General features: G+C 59.5%; 7 protein-coding genes. 3 read left to right on the forward strand and 4 right to left on the reverse strand.

Going from position 1 to position 16,168, the window contains the following annotated elements; genetic code table 11:
- Nucleotides 1-6: 6 nt before the first annotated feature.
- The 3 genes from HNO86_RS23290 to HNO86_RS23300 form a co-directional block, all read right to left on the reverse strand.
- Nucleotides 7-10,857, reverse strand: coding sequence for a filamentous hemagglutinin N-terminal domain-containing protein (locus HNO86_RS23290; protein ID WP_178131315.1), 10,851 nt, complete (start codon nucleotides 10,855-10,857; stop codon nucleotides 7-9).
- A 24-nt stretch (nucleotides 10,858-10,881) separates the two neighbouring features.
- Nucleotides 10,882-12,588 (reverse strand): ShlB/FhaC/HecB family hemolysin secretion/activation protein, encoded by a 1,707-nt coding sequence (locus tag HNO86_RS23295; protein ID WP_175379276.1) that lies wholly within the window; start codon nucleotides 12,586-12,588, stop codon nucleotides 10,882-10,884.
- A gap of 357 nt (nucleotides 12,589-12,945) precedes the next feature.
- Nucleotides 12,946-13,500 carry a MarR family winged helix-turn-helix transcriptional regulator gene (locus tag HNO86_RS23300; RefSeq protein ID WP_372242554.1) on the reverse strand — a complete coding sequence of 185 codons (555 nt, stop codon included), beginning with the start codon at nucleotides 13,498-13,500 and terminating at the stop codon, nucleotides 12,946-12,948.
- Between the two features lie 124 nt (nucleotides 13,501-13,624).
- Here HNO86_RS23300 and HNO86_RS23305 point away from each other — a divergent pair, with 124 nt between their 5' ends.
- Genes HNO86_RS23305 through HNO86_RS23315 form a run of 3 tightly spaced genes read left to right on the forward strand, consistent with a single transcriptional unit; the run spans nucleotide 13,625 to nucleotide 14,907 of the window.
- On the forward strand, nucleotides 13,625-14,365 hold the full coding sequence (locus HNO86_RS23305) for a hypothetical protein (RefSeq protein ID WP_175379277.1): 741 nt from the start codon (nucleotides 13,625-13,627) through the stop codon (nucleotides 14,363-14,365).
- Entirely contained in the window at nucleotides 14,365-14,625 is a 261-nt protein-coding gene (locus tag HNO86_RS23310) for a DUF2024 family protein (RefSeq protein WP_175379278.1), read from the forward strand. Before HNO86_RS23305 ends, HNO86_RS23310 begins: the two co-directional genes overlap by 1 nt.
- A 3-nt stretch (nucleotides 14,626-14,628) precedes the next feature.
- Complete coding sequence (locus HNO86_RS23315; protein ID WP_175379279.1) at nucleotides 14,629-14,907, forward strand: Rho-binding antiterminator; 279 nt, start codon at nucleotides 14,629-14,631, stop codon at nucleotides 14,905-14,907.
- 420 nt (nucleotides 14,908-15,327) lie between these two features.
- Here the strand turns inward: HNO86_RS23315 and HNO86_RS23320 are convergent, their stop codons facing one another.
- Nucleotides 15,328-16,077, reverse strand: a complete 750-nt coding sequence (locus tag HNO86_RS23320) for an SDR family oxidoreductase (protein WP_175379280.1) — start codon at nucleotides 16,075-16,077, stop codon at nucleotides 15,328-15,330.
- Nucleotides 16,078-16,168 lie beyond the last annotated feature (91 nt).

A 16,168-nucleotide genomic window follows, 5' to 3' on the forward strand; every position in this document is an offset into this window, starting at 1 on the left:
GCGAGCTCAAGGTAACGGAACAAAATCGCCTTTACCTAATAAGTTTTTAACTTGGTTAGGTCTAATTGGGCCAACGGAAATAATTTTCATCTCGTCTCTTGGCACAGTAATCCGAATCAGCTTCCCTTCAACTTCTTGAATTACATTGATATGCCCTGTCCTTGCGTCCATAAACCGAGTAGCACTTGGATTATTGGCAAGTTTCTGCAAAGCATCGGCATCAAGCTTTCCTGCAAGCTGACCCATTCGAGGATCGTTGAGCTGGCCGAATACGCGATCAGCAATTGAGAAGCTTTTTGCGGAACCAACAATTTCGCCTGCACCTTTTGCACCAGCTCCGACTTTCCCGAACAAGCCACCGCTCACCACTCTCAGAATCAGGCTATCACGTTCAGCATTACTGATCGAAGCACCGTTCTCAATATTAGCTAACTTTGATTTCGTAGCAATCAGTTCACTGATGGCAGAGGCGTTTTGCAGCTGATACCGCGCTAAGTCCAATTTCAGCTCAAAAGGAATGCTACTGTCGAGCTGAAGATGAGCAATCCTTTCCTGCAGACTATTCTGATCATCTATTAGCTGCCCAAAAAGCTGTATGCATTGAGAAGGCACCTGTCTGCAAGAATCGTAAACCGCATCTTGATTTACGAGACTCAAGTCACGGTATTTTTTCTGAACATCATCACAGTTGCCTTTAGCTTTACAGGCACGAGCCTCACGTTCGAAGTTGTCCAGGTCCTTGTGGCCCAAGTAGTTGTACTGCGTGGCGTTCTGCGCCACCCAAGCGCCTTTTTGCAAACTATCCGCATCAGCACCACTCTGCGTAGCCGCAGCCAACACCCCCACTATCTGCGAAGTCATATTCAGCAGGTCTTTGTCGCCACCGACCCACTTGTTGAGCTGGTCGACCAACGCCTCGTTAGCACCCGCCGCCAAAGCACCAGTACGGAAATCACCGCCGCTGACTTGGGCCAATAGACCACCAACCATGGCGTGAACCATGATCTTTTGCAGGCTGCCGTCGGCCCACGGGGCGTAATCCCCCACCGCATTAAAACTCGCCGCCGCCAAAGTGTTGAACAACGTACTTTGCAAGGCATCACCCAGGTCGCCGCCCTGCCCCATGATCTTGCTCAACGCCATTGAGGTGCCGTTTTGCAGACCTTGGCTGGCCGCGAACTGGCCAATACCTTTCCAGGTACTCAGATTGGTGGTGATCTTTCCAGTGAGAGAGTCGGTAGTGGTGCCAGTCCAATCATTGAAGTAGCCCTGCGTCAGGTTCGCCGTGATCGCCGTGATGACATACCCCTTGAGCGCATCGCGACTGGTGGCGGCTTTAAACCCGGCGCCCAGGTCGCCTCCGCCATCGACCGTGCCGACAACAAAATTGCTGGCCATTGGACCGAAAATCGGACCAAGGAAGTAACTGGCAACAATGGCAATAATCAGCGCCGGAGCCGCGCCTAAACCTGAGCTTTCGTAGTCCCAGCTGTCATGCAGCTCTTTCACGAGTTGCCAATCGACGTCCCCGCGCTGCTCGGCGTCTTTCAACCAGGCCAGCTTTGGATCGGCCTGAACCATGGCATCGATGGTCTGACTGACGGTTTTTTGATCGATATTCTTCAGGTCGATCTTCAAGCCGTTGACCGCCTTGATCACGATCTGACCGTTAGCCGTCAGCTCACTCTGACGCAAAGTCTCGTCGGTATTACCCCTCCCCTTGGCACTGTTCCACGCCAGACTGTTGCTGCTCTTCTCGTGACTCTCCTGATGCAGATCCTTCACCGCTTCAAAGGTAATGCTCCCCCCACTGTCCAGCGTCAGATCCCCGCCACTGTTCAGCTTCGCCCCCTGATAGCGCTGATCCCCACCACTGACCAGAGTCAGGTCACCGCCCGTGGTGATTTCGCTGCCGATGTTTTTCACATCGGTCACTTCATCCCGGCGGGTTGCCTTCTGCCCAAAACTGCCCTTGCTCTTCTTGTCGTACAGCGAGTAGTCGGTGTCCTGCGCGGCCAGCAACTCGATGTTGTTGCCTGCCACCAGATAAGCTTCGTCGCCCGCCGTGATCCGGCTGGAGATGAAGGTCAGGTCATTGCCCGCGCTCATCGCCACATCCCCACCTGCTGTGATCACGCTGGCGACTTGTTTGACTTGGTCTTCCTGGGCGGTGACTTTTTTGGTCTTGTAGTAGGAATGGTTTTCGTCGGCGCCGGAGGCGACAGTCACGTCCCCCTCCGCGCTCAGGCCAATGTTGCGTTTGGCCTCCAGTTCACTGGCGACGATGTTCATGTCGCGACCAGCGCTCACGGCGATGTCGCGTCCGGCGTTCATGCTCGAGCCGAATTGGGTAACCGAGCTTTTCTGAATGCCGCCGGTATCAGAGGTTTGTTGCTCGGTGGAAACGATGTTGATGTCGCGACCAGCTTGAATTTCGGTGTCACGACCGCTGCTGAGAACGCTGCCGGTGCTCAGCACGTCCCGGCCCGCGCTGATGCTCAGGTCGTTGGCCGCTTCGATCCGCGCGGCGCTGTCCAGATAGTCACGTTGCTGGGTGTAGCCTTTGTTACTGAAATCGGATGTGGTGACAGTGCGCTCGTTGATGACATCGCCGCCAATGGTGGTAAGGGTCACATCGCGCCCGGCGATGACGCCACCGGATTTGTTGATGATGCTGTTACCCGCCAGCAAGTCGAGGCGGTTGCCGGCTTCGATCAGGCCACTGTTGGTCAGGTCCTGCCCGGCGGATGCCGCCAGGTTGTTGGTCGCCCGCAAGGTACCCGCATTATTCAGATCCTGCCCGGCAATCAGGGTCACATCGCCGCCCTGGATCAACGCCCCATTCGGCGCCAGGCGATTGTCGGCCTGCGCCAGATACAGCACCGGCACCAGCACCTTTTCGCCATTCACTTCATGCTCTTCAAGCCAGACGATGTCATGGGTCAGGGCCGCGACTTGCTGGGCGGTCAGGGTCACGCCCACGGACAGGTTCAGCTCGTCCTTGCTGGCGATGGCGTTGTTCATCAGGTACTTGAACATCGCCTCGTCGGAGGTCTGACCATCGATGAAGCGCTGCCCGGTGCGCTCGACCACGGCTTGCTGGATCAGCCGTTGTTCGAAGAAACCGTCGCCCAGGCGTTTGGCGGCGATGTCCGGGTCGTAGCCGAGGTTGGTCAGCAGGTAGTCCGAACTCATGAACTGCTTGAGGTCGGTGAGTACCGGGTTGGTTTCGATCAGGTACTTGTGAGGGTTGCTGCGCACGCTGGTATCGGGCAGGCCCTGCACGCGCGGTGTATTGAGCTGGGCATTGCCCTGGTCGGGCACTTGCAGGCCGGTGGCGTTAGCGTTGACTTGCGCGGTCTGAGTGTTGAGGTTCAGTGACGGGCTGCCGGCCAACGCCAGTTCACGGTTCTCGACCGACACCAGGTCGTTGGCGTCGAACTGCAGTTCGGTGGCGCTCCTGACGGGCGTGCCGTCCGAACGCTGGGTTGTGGCGCCGGTCGCGGAACCGATGGTTCGTGGCGGGCTGGTGACGATCGTTGAGTCTGTGCCGTTTTTACCGCTCAGGCGGAACATGCCGTTGTCGCCCACTGGCAGGCTGAAGCCCGGCAGTGTCAGCGGGTTGACCTGTTGCTGGGCCAGATCCGGTGGGAGCTGACTGTTGAGGCTGATGACCGTGGTTTTGCCGGTACCGGTAGCGCCGGTACCGGTGTTGCGCGAAGTGCCGGTGATGCCGGAACTGTAGGCGCGTTCAACGCCGTTGGTGATTTTGTTGGCGGCATTGATGGTGACGTTGCCGGCGGCCTGGATGATGGCCGAGGCAAATCCGGACGGGTCTGCGCTGATGATTTTTTCGCTGAAGACGGCGTTTTTTATGAAGTCGGGGGCGTCGGTTCTGATGCCGCTGGCGTACAGTGAGTCGCCAAAGTCGACGGCGTATGACTGTTTATACAAGCCTAACAGGACAGGGCCGAACTGCTGGAACCAGTTATTCGCCTCGCCTTTCGCGCCATATCGAACGACATGCGTCGTGATCCTCGACTCGACCTCATTGGCGTTCCAGAATCGTAGGTCCTGATGATAGTCAGCGTCGTTGTACATGTTGTACTCGACTATCTGACGCCACTGGTCAAGGTCTTGCCCACCCGTAACGTATTGACGAGAAACGTAGTCCCCCGTGGCGGTGCCGGAGTTCTCGAAGTTGGCAACATTGATGTTGATGTTTCCAGAAGCCGCAACTGACGAGTTCGAGTTCAGGAACGAACTTCCAGCAACATCAAGGTTGCTACCTGAGGTGATGGAAGATGCCTTGGAGCTTTCTCCTTCCGAAATGCTGACTCTGAACTTCTGCTCCCAGACTAAATGGGAAGGAACCGGATGTGGATTCAAATCAGCCCAGTTGGAAGGAAGCTCATCGCACGCGTAGCAACGAATCCCGATATCCGCCGAATACATCTCGGACACGGTCTTGAACTGATCCCGGCGATTGACGATCGAGTCGGCCCGGATCGAGAAATTGCCAACACTCTCCATCGTCCCGGAAAGGTTCTCCACCAACGCCGCGCGATTGCCCGCATCGTCCCTGGCAATGTCGATCCCACCCAAACTGTAAACATCGGATTTCTTGTTGCTGAAGCTGCCCACCCGAAGCTTCATATCACCACCACTGAACAGGAATCCACCCTGATCGTTGAGCAGTGACGATGCGCTGAGTTTCATGCCCGTCCCGCCCGCCAGCGTGCCGTAGTTGTTAACAGCCCCGGCATTGAGGATCAGATTGTTGCTCGCGGTCAGGCGTCCATAGTTGCTCAATACCGACAACCCGCCCCGACCGCCCACGGTGGTATTGCCACCGCCGGCAATGCTGGCAGCGCTGTTGAGGGTGATGGTGGATGCGTCGACTTGCATGTCACCAAGGCTGGTCAGGCGGCCGTTGCCGCCATAGCCACCGCTCAACTGCATATCCAGGCTGCCATCACTGGCAATCAACCCGTCGTTGTTCCAGCTGCCGCCCCGAGCCACGAGCTGGTTGGCGGCCAGCAACTGGCCGCTCGCGGTCTGACTGAAGTTGTTGACGTTCACCGTCAGGCGCCCGGCCTGGATCACACTGCTGTTGGTCCAGCTGACGGCGTTCAGGTTCAGGTCGCCGCGAGTGACCAGCGCGCCGCCAGCGTTCATGACATTGGCGGTGGAGATGTCGAACAGCCCGGTGCCGACATGGGTCACGGAGCCGCCGGCGTTGAGTAGGCCGGGTGTCGCGAGCGTCAGTTGCTGGTTGGCGGTTTCCAGCAGTCCATTGCGGTTATCGAACTGGCTACCGATCTGGAAATCGGTTTTGCCGCTGGTGCCCAGCGCCCGCAGCTTGCCGCCCTGGTTGTCGAGGTTGGTGGCGCGCACGGTCAGCGCGCTGGCACTTTCGATCAGGCCGCCACGGTTGGAGAGATTGCCGTCAAGCCCGAGGTCGATCCCGTTGCCGCTGACTTGCCCTCCACTGTTGTTCATCGAAGCAGCACTGACTTTTACCAGCCCTGCCGCATAAATCCCGCCATTGCTGTTGTCGATGCCGCCACTGCCGGTGTTGAGCAGAATGTCGCTGGTGTTGGCCGCGATCCGGCCGCCGTCGCTGTAGATACCGCCCAACGCTTGCAAGTCGAGGCGGCTGCCTTCGAGCTTGCCGCCCTGACCGTTTTTCAACACACCCGTGAGTCGGGTTTGCAGTAACCCCTTGAGGCTCGACAGCACACCGCCACGGCTGTCGAGGCTGGCGGCAGTGAGCTTGAGATCGCCGTTCTGGGCGATGAGTTTGCCGCCCTGGTTGTCGATCGCGCCGTTGCCTGCATCCACGGTCAGCGCGTTGTAGCTCTGTACGGCCCCCTTGGCATTGTTCAGGGCTGCGGCGGTGATGGTCACACCGGCATCACGACTGGAAATCAGACCGTCAGTGTCGTTATGAACAGTGCCGGTGGCCGTGAGATCCAGTTGCCCGTTGGCCGATAATGTGCCGCCCTGGCTGTTGTTCAGATCACCGGAGGTCATCAGGCTCAGCAAGGACTGGCTGATCAGTTGGCCGCCCTGGTTGTCGATGCTGCCGGAACGCTGGATCACCAGCGACCCCTGGCTGCCGAGGGCACCATGGGTGTTGATCAGGGCACCGAGCACATCGAGGGTGACGCTGCTTTCACCAATGAGGTTGCCACCGCTGTTGTTCAGTTGCGTACCGGTGAAGGTCAAGGCTTTGCCGGCACCGACGCTGCCGGCTGAGTTATTCAGCGTTGCCGCGACGATATCCAGCGTGTCACTGCTTTCGATCAGGCCACCGGAGGTGTTGGTGATCGTGCCATCAATTATCGTCAGGGTTTGCTTCGCCCCGCTGGTGACGATGCCCTTGCTGTTATCGAGGCTGGCGGCCTTGATGCTCACCTCGCCCTTGCCCGCCAGCCCGCCCTGGGTGTGGTTGATCAACGCACCGCTCAGGTCGATGTCCAGGTTGCCGAGCAGACTGGAGAGCGTTCCTTCCTGGCTGTTGTCGAGGGTCCCGCCGGTCAGGCTCAACCCATTCCAGCCGGACATCAGGCCACCCTGGTTTTTCACTTCGGCCGCGCTGAGGGTCAATTGATCGTTGCTGATCAGGTTGCCGCCACGGTTGTCCAGGGTATTGCCGGTCAGGCTGAAGCTGTTGACGCTGGAAATTTCGCCTTGGCGGTTATTCAAATCACGCAGGTGGGTGATGCTGAGCACGCCTTTGGTGTTGATCAGGCCACTCTGGTTATTCAGGTCCGCGGGGGTCGTGCCCAGGTCCAGGCTAATGCCCACCCCGCCGAGCAGTGTCCCGCCCTGATTGTTCAAGCCGTTGCTGTTGAGAGTCAGCTGTTGCGCTGCCTTGATGATGCCGTTGTCCTGGTTGTTCAACAGGCCATCGACGGTCACGCCCAGATCACTGTCACTGAGCAGGACACCGGCGCTGTTATCCAGGCTCGCCGCACGAATCTGCAACGCCGCGGCGGCGATCTTGCCTTTGATCGAGGTCAGCGCCTTGTCGATTTGCAGGGTGAGTTTCTGGTTGCTGAGCAGTTGACCGCCACTGTTGTCCAGCGCTGTGGCAGTCAGGTCGAAGGCCTGTTCGCTGGAAATCTCGCCGTTGCGGTTGTTCACATCGGCGAGGTTTTTCAGCAGCAACTGACCCGGCGCATTGATGAAACCGTCCTGGTTGTTCAACGCCCCACCGTTCAGGTCCAGGCTCAAGCTGCCCTGGCTGAACAGTTTGCCGCCCTGCTGATCAAGACCAGTGATATCGACCAGCAACGCGCTACCTGCGCCGAGTCTGCCAGCGGTGTTGGTCACTTGGCCGGCCTTCACGTTCAGTTGCCCGGCGGAGTAGATACTGGCCTGGCTGTTGTTGAGCGCACCGGTGGTGACGCTCAGGTTGCCTTTGCTGCTGAGGATGCCTTTTTGCTGGTTATCCAGCGCGCTGCTGTCGAGCGTGAGGGTGGCATCGGTCAGCAGCTTGCCACCCTGGTTGCTGACGACGCCCCGGGTGTCGACTGTCAGGGCTTTTGCGCTGGAGACAGTGCCACCGTCGTTGCTGAGGCTGTCGGCGTTGATCGCCACAGCACCTTCGCTGACAAGGTTGCCCTGATCGTTATTCAGATCCGATGAAAGCGTGATGCTCAGGTCATTCCGGGTGAGCAGGCGGCCGCTGTTTTCCAGGGTCTGGCCTGTCAACGTCAGCCCGCTGTCGCCAGACAGCAAGCCCTTGTTGCGGTTGATCACCTGATCCACCGTCAGGGCCAGATTGCCGCCGGCCAGGACATAACCGCTATCGCTGTTGTCAAGGTAAGCGCCGATCAGGGTCACGCCGGCCTGGCTCGACACTTCGCCATTGCGGTTGTCCAGGTGGTCGATCGTGAGTTTCAGCGCTTTTGTGGCCCCTACCAGACCTTCCCCCCGGTTATCCAGCCGCGCAGCCTTGACGGTCAGGCCATTGTCGGCGATGACCACGCCGGCCTGGTTGTCGAAGTCGTCGATGACAGTGAGATCCACATCACCCCGACCACGAATGTCACCAGCGTTGTTGTTCAGACTGGCGCTGTGGCTTTCAAGGCCCGCAGCGGCGATCAGACCCTTGACGTTGCTCAGTGCCTGATCGATCACGAGGGTGAGTTTTTCGTTGCTGAGCAGTTTGCCGCCGTCGTTGTTCACGCCTTGGGCATCGAGGCTCCAGGCCTTGGCCCCGGAGATTTCACCCATGCTGTTGTTGACCTGATTGAGGTTTTTCAACAACAACTGACCCGGCGTATGAATACTGCCGCGCTGGTTGTTGAGCAGGCCGTTGTGCAGGTCCAGGGTGAGGTCGGCGTTGCTGAACAGCTCACCGCCCTCCTGGTCGAGCGAGGTCACCGAAAGATCAAGCTGCTGCTGGCTGCCAATTTGCCCGGCGGAGTTATCCAGATGCCCGGCCGTGACCAACAAGGTGCCATCGGTTGCCACGCTGCCGCCGTTACTGTTGTTGAATTCACCGGTCACCAGCGTCGAGTCGGCCTTGGCGCTGATAACGCCGTTAACGCTGTTGTTGAGGCTGCCACTTCCCAGGGCCAGACCTTTTTGCGAGGCAATCAGACCACCCTGATTCAAGACCGCGCCGACCGTGGTCAACGCCATGGCTTCGAGGCTCGACAGTTTGCCCAGACGGTTGTCGAGGCTGCCGGCGTTCAGGGTCAGTTGGCGTTCGCTGCCGATCAGGCCTTGCTGATTGTTCACCCTTTCATTGAAAGCAAAACCAAGGCTGCCCTGGCTGACGATCCTGCCGCCAAGGTTACTCAGGCCGATACCGGTGAGCGTGCTTGCGCCTTTGCTGAAGACCAGGCCCGCGGCGTCATTGATGATCTGGTCGACTTTCAGACCCAGCGTAGTGTCCGACAACACCTTGCCGCCAGCGCTGTTGTCCAGGCGCGCACCTTTGATTTGCAGCCCCGATTGGCTGGAGAGCGACCCACCGCGGTTATCGATCTGCCCGACATTCAGGGTCAGTGTCTTGAGCGACGCAACGAGGCCATCCTGACGGTTATCCAGTACGTTGCCGGTCAGCAACAGATTGCCTTCGGCCACCAACTCGCCAGCCGATTGACTAAGGGCGCCGATGTTCGCTTCGATATCGCCCTTGGCGGAGATGCGGCCGCCAGTGTTGGCGGCCTCATTGGCCGTGAGGGTCATCTTCCCGGCCGCGGTAATCAGGCCGCCATTGCGGTTGTCCAGATTCTGCGTCCGCACGTTCATCGATTGCTTGGAGACAATCTTGCCATCGCTGTTGTTGAGGGTGCCGATTGCCGTGATATCCAGCAAACGGCCCGCCATCATCAGGCCCGCCACGTTATCCAGCGACGTGACGGTCAGTACGGTGTCGGCCTGGCTGGTCAGCTCGCCATTGCCGTTGACCAGTTGCCCGATGCTGCCCGTGAGATTGCCGGTGCTGTTGATCAGACCGTTGCCGTTCAACACCTGTGCGGCAGTCATGCTCAGATTGCTGCCGCCCAACACGCGCCCGTTGCTGCGGTTGTCCAGAGTACCGGCGGTGATTGCAGTGTTCTTGCCGCTGAGCGTGCCACCCTGGTTGCCCAAGGTCTGCGCAGCATTCACCGTCAGATTGCGGCTGGCGATCACGCTCTTTGCGCTGTTGTTCAGCGTCTGCGCGCTGAGGTTGACGTCGCCATTGGCATTGCGACTGTTATCCCCATTGACCCCGGCTTCAATGATCCCATTGTTGGTCAACACACCACTGGCGCTCAGGCTGATGCTGTCCCGGGCCGCGACCGTTTGTTGTACGGCGAGGTTGCCCTGGGTCTGGACGTTGACGGTGCTGCCGTAAACGGGGCCCTGCGCATCGAGACTCGCGGCTTTGACATTCACGGTGCCGGTGGCGGCTGTTTGCGCCAGGCTGAGATGACCATTGGCATCGATCTGTATATCCCCGCCGCTGGCCGCCAGATTGCCGGCCAGCTTCACCCCGACACCGGCCTCGGTGCCCACCAGCTTGATCGCCCCGGCGTACATGCCGCCCAGAGCCCAGGAGTCAATGGCCAGTTGCGGCTTGGCGCTTCCGTCGTCGGCACGAGCTGTGGCGTTGAGGGTTTGGGCGTTGACGTCGTTGCGGCCGGCGACGATGGTCAGATTCTTCGCCTGGATCTCGGCGTTGATTTTCGCGCTGCGGGTGATGATTTCGAAGCTGTCGACGTTGTTGGCGTTCAACCCGGCCCCATCGATGGAGACGCTGCCCTGATCGACCTGAAAGCGGTCCAGTCGCCCGCTGCCATCGAGCACCGGTTTGCCCGTGGTCAGGGTCACGCGCGGCGTGTTGATGAAGCCGCAACCGTTGCAACTGATGCCATAAGGGTTGGCGACGATGACCCGGGCCGACTGGCCCGCCACCTCGGTGTAGCCGCGCAACTGGCTCGGGCTGCCGCCCACCACTTCGTTGAGGATGGTTTGCGCCGCGACCCCGTTGGTCATATTGGGATTGCCGACGATGATGCCGCCCAACTGCGTCGCGCCGGTTTGCGCGGCGACGTTGTTGAGGATGACGCCCGGGGTGCCGACGTTGTAGTCGACGAACTGGTTATGCGACAGACCGCTGCCATTGGGCGTGGCGATGTTGACGATCGGCACGCCATTGCCCGCCTGACCGAGACTGGTGCCGGGATTGGCCACCACGATGCCATCGGCCTGGGCCCAGATCGGCTGCCAGAACATGACGTTGGCCAACAGGAACGCCAACACGCGCTTGGGCATGCCGCAGAAATGCTCGCGGTTTTGCACCACGGCTGAAGGCTGACGGGCGAGAAAGGCGTAGTGACGGGCGTCCATGTCATTGATCTCGGGTAGCGGCGTTTAGAGGAAGAAGTCCACGCGGAAATAGATCGGAGCTTCACGGTCGGGCAGCGTATCGGGGCGTTCCAGCGAGTGCGCGAACGTCACGCTGGCGGCCATGTGCTGACCACGGGCAAACAGTTCCAGCGAGTTGCTCGACAGGCGTCCGTGCTGATCGCCGTTGTAGCGGTCATCACGGATCACACCCTGGTCGTAGCCCAGGCCGGTGCCGTATTCGGCGAACAGCGGACGCAGCCATGACAGCGTCACCGGTCGCGTCCAGCGCAGGTCATTGCGCCAGTAGCCGCCGCTGTCACCCGACAGGGACTGGTCCTTGTAACCGCGAATCGATGACTGCCCGCCGAGGCTGGTGCGTTGCGGACTGAACAGCACGTCTTCGCTGCGCTGGCCGGTCATCAGGCTGGTGAAGCTGAAGGACTCGCCCCACAGCTTGAACGGCTGCAGGTAACTCGCCGTGGCGCTGTATTTGCGATAACGCGCATTCGGCTCGCCCGGCCCCGGGTGGCCATTGCCTTGAGCGTCAAACGCACCGATGCCCTGCTGCATGCCCAGGTCAAGGTTGACGAACGCGCTGCCCACTCGCCGCCCGTGGTTGATGCCGTACTGCATCTCGCTGATACGGTTGCTGCTCAGCTTGAGCTTGCTGTCTTCGATGAAGTTGTTGGTGCGCAGATAGGAAAGACCGACGTTGAGCGAGGTCTTGCTGACAGCATCCCGATGGATCACTCGCTCGGCGCGCAGTTGATGGTTCTGGCTGTCGCCGGTCTGCTTGAAGTTGTAGCCGTTGGCGGCGATCTGCGAGCGGTACTCGCTCTGGTTGTAGGTGTAAGTGAAGTTCCACCAGCCCCACGGCAGGTTGTAATTGAGCAGCGCGTTGTTGGAGGTGTGCTGGTGATCGGTCATCGCATCGTGACCGCCGCGCAGGTTCAACTGGTCGGCCAGGCCCAACGGGCTGTCCCAGTCAAAGGTCGTGCCCCACTGTTGTTCGCCGGTGCTGCGCTGGCCATCGTTGCTGCGCGACAACCCGACGCGCCAGGGCTTTTGCGGGCTGTTGGTCACCAGCACGTCACTGCCGCCGACATTCTTGCCGGGGGCCAATTCCATCTTCGCCTGGTTCGAAGGCAGGCGATTGAGCTGATCGACCAGTTGCTCGATCTCGCGCAGGTTGACCAGATCGCCGGCCTTGCCGGGAAAGGCCATTGCCAACTCACGCTCGGACAACTGGCTGTCCGGCGCACTCTTGAGGCCTTCGAGCCGCCCCTCGACCACCAGCACTTGCAGATGCCCACCGGACAAATCCTGTTGCGGCAGGTAGGCACGACTGGTGACCAGGCCTTTCTCGATGTAGTGGTCGGTGATGACTTTGAGCAGCTCATTGAGCTGGGCAACGCCCAGGCATTGGCCGATGTAAGGCTTGAGCAAGCGATCGCGCTCGGCGACAGACAGGCTGTCGGCGCCCTTGAGCTCGATGTCCTTTATAGGAAAGCAGCGGGTATCGGTTGGCGCTGTCGGCTGTGTCGGCCGGGCCTGTTCGCCAGGCAGTTCCTTGAGTTCTTCAAGGCGGCGGCGTTGCTCCTCGAGCAAACGATCCTGGCGTTCGCGGATCAGGTCAGTATCACCAGGAGTGGGCGCAGCGAGGACACGGCTCAGAGGAAAAAGGCAAAGCAAAGCCGCGCACAACCTCGCCGCAAGGGCGGGTGAGTCCATGGGTCGGTCCCTCGAAAAAACAGTGATGGCGCAATAGTGGCGTGATGTTAGAGAGCCACTATTCTGGCGTCAATTCAGAAACGGCTGAAAAGAAGGTGGGAAAAACCCTCACTTACCGATAGTTTTTAAACATTCGCTTCTTCGGGGCGGGTCTTAAGAAACGGCTGAAAATGCCGAACTTGATCGGCTGCTTTCATGACCCTGATGGGTCTGAAAACATTAAGGGATGGGGGGAGTTCGCTGAAATCGGACGGTTCCGGCGTGCTGCTAAGACAGTTCTTGCAATGAGGACGGAAGGATCCCCAATTCAGGGGTCACTTTTAAACACTCTCTCCTTAAGGGCGCAGCAGGAACAACTCATGCGTGTTCCGGTAATTGATGCTCCCGGCAAATCAACTCAACTTCTCTCTGCTCCAGGGGTTCCTGGGTCAACCCGCAAAACGCCCTTCCTTCCACGTTCTGATGAAAACGGCACGTGCGACACAGACCGAAACCCGGCACGTCCTCACCGCGCTGAACATCTCTGAGCAGCTGGAGCAGCAGATCCTCCAACACGCGCGCATCCGCCCCCATGCGATGTGTGGCGGCAACCAGAAAATCGGGTGGGATGACCGCATTCAGCAGCGCCTGCGCCGGTTGGGTCAGTTTCAGATGCACGCTGCGCTTGTCTTTGTCGTCCGGCTGCTTGACCAGCAACCCCTTGCCTTCCAGGGCCTTGAGCGATTGCGAGACGGTGCCTTTGGTCAGCCCCAGGTATTCGGTGACCGCCAGCGGCGTGTCGGAGTAGCGATTGCAGCGGCCCAGGTACATCAGCGCGCTCAGCTGAATCGGCTGCAGGTCGGTGAGCATCGGGTGTTCGCGATACCAGACGCGAGTGAGGCTCGAGAGCCTTTCCAGCAGATCAAACAACACGGGGGTGATTCCTGATAGATGAAGTCAATAAATAGTATCGAATAAATACCATATTGACAAAGGATCGACTTGCCGTAGGCTATTGGTATCGATTCGAAACATAATCACCCACGGGAGACGCATCATGAAAACCACACTGGCATTGACCCTCGGCACCCTGTTGGTCGCACCGGCCTGGGCCCACGACGCGCAAGGCATCAGCAGCGCCAAAGGCAAGGCCGACGCCGCCTTCGATCTGGTTAACACCCGGGTCTTCAAGGACGGCAACGATCTGGTGTTCGAGCAACTGGTCGACGGCAAGGCCGGCAGCCGCGTGCCGAGCGCCAAAGGCTCGTTTGCCGGTGCCGAGGTGTACAGCTATGTCTGGCCGACCAGCCTGGACAGCTCCGCGGTCGGCTTTGAGGCGAAGTCGGGCATTCTCGCGCTCGCGCTGACCTCGCACCCGGACTTCGACGACACCCCGCAGCTGGATGAAAACAAAGACGGCAAGAAGGACAACGATGGCGGTCTGTGGCACTCGCACTGGGTGGTGTTGACCAAGGACGAGAGCTGCGGGCCTGGCGGGTTGAAAGTGCGTGACATCCCCAAGGACGCCAAGCCGAAGCTGCCGGCGACCTGGCCCGGCGCGCCGATCTACATCGACTCCCCCGGCTATGACCTGAGCGTCGAGAAAAACGCGGCGAAGATCCGGGTGCCGTTGGCGGCGGTCGGCTTTCCCGAAAGCTTCAACTACGACGGCGTGACCGCGGCCCTGAAGGTCAACGCCGATCTGCACAATCCGTTGCTGTGCGTCAGCAGCGTCTACGACATTGCTTCGGGCGACCTTTCGTTGCCGGGCACCTGGAAACTGAAGGAGAGCAAATGATGAGCATCAAGGTCTTCGATACCCACGTGCGCACCAAAGACGGCCGTTACTTGCACTTCGATGTGCTGATCGAGGAGAACGATCCGGACCTGGCGAAGACCTATGCGCGCCGGTTTCTTGATGAACAGGGCGTTCAGGAAGAAGATGTTGCCCAGGACCGCTGCCAGTTCTGTCACGTCGAGCCATCCAACCCGCAAGTGGCCGAGGCCATCGCCCGGCAGGGTTACTTCATTCTCAAACTGCAAGGTTGTCGGGAGTAACGTATGAACACTTATCAGCCCATGAATTGCGACCTGTACGACTATCTGGAGATCGCCTGCATGCGCGGTTACCGGCTGAATGTCGAGCTGCACGATGGCTCGTGCCTGGAGGCGAAGGCGCTCACCACGCGGACGGCGAGCAGCAAGGAGGAGTTTTTGTTGCTCGAATCCGCTGACGGCCAACAGGAGATCCGTCTGGATCAACTACTGGCCATCACTCCGCTGGATGCGAATGCGCAGTTTGGGCGGGTGGTGTTTTCCGATGCGGTTTGCAGTTTCTGACGCGGTGCCCCTGGACCTGTAGGAGCCGAGCTCGCGATGGAAGACCAGACACCGCGGGGCGTCAGGCAGCCAGTGTCATCGTTGACGACCATCGCAAGCGTGCTCGCTCCTACAGGGTCCGTGGTGAACACAAACACCGAATGCCTGTAGGAGCTGTCGAGTGAAACGAGGCTGCGATCTTTTGATTTTGGAAAACAGGATCAAAAGATCGCAGCCTTCGGCAGCTCCTACACGGACCAATCGCGATCAGGCCGGCCGGTAGGCCGCCTCGCTTTTGATTTTGAGGTGCCCCGTCGGAAGTCCGAGCGCAGGTTCTGCGCAGTGGGCAACTCGGCATGGATGCCGGGTTAGCCGCCGTAAGGGCGGAACCCTAAGCGGCCGTTACCGCAGAAATGGATATGCCCCCAAAAAATGCATCGCTCAGACCAGCGACATGCCCCCGTCCACATTCAATTCGATGCCATTGACGAACGAACTGTCGCTGGACGCCAGATACAGCGCCGCCCGCGCCAGCTCATCCGCCTCGCCCAAACGCCCCGCCGGGATCATGTCTGCCATCATCTGCATGAACCCCGGACGCTGTTCCTCTGAAACCCCCAATTTGCCAATGATCGCCGTATCCACCGGACCCGGGCTCAGCACGTTCACACGAATCCTGCGCGCACGCAGTTCCAGCGCCCAGTTGCGCGCAAAGGCGGCGATGGCGGCTTTGGAACCGGCGTACACCGCGTGCCCGTCGAGCACTTTGGTCGCGGCCAGGGAGCTGGTCAGAATGATGCTCGCCCCGTCGCGCAGCACAGGCGTGATCGACTGCACGCCGAAAAACACCCCGCGTGTATTGATGTTGAATTGCGCATCGAATTCTTCGGGCGTGACCTGCTGCGAAGGCGTCAGGGTGATGACCCCGGCGTTGGCCATGTAGATATCCAGGCCACCGAACCGCTGGCGTACCTGTTCGGCCACTTCGGTGTGGTGCTCAAGACTGGCGACATCGCCCTTGATGCCGATGGCGCCATGGCCGATCTGGCGAACGGCCTCGTACAGAATCTCCTGACGGCGGGCGGTGATGATCACCTGCGCACCCTCTTTGGCGAACAGGCAGGCCGAGGCCAGGCCAATACCGCTGTTGCCGCCGGTGATCACCGCGACCTTTCCTTGAAGACGTTGCATCTGCTGACTCCGCTTGTTGAAGGAGCGCAGTATTATGTCGCCCGTCCCAATGCCCACCAGTCCAGCGAACGGCACATCAGTTGTGCCCTGG

It is taken from the genome of Pseudomonas sp. C1C7 (assembly GCF_013359595.1).
Taxonomy (GTDB): domain Bacteria; phylum Pseudomonadota; class Gammaproteobacteria; order Pseudomonadales; family Pseudomonadaceae; genus Aquipseudomonas.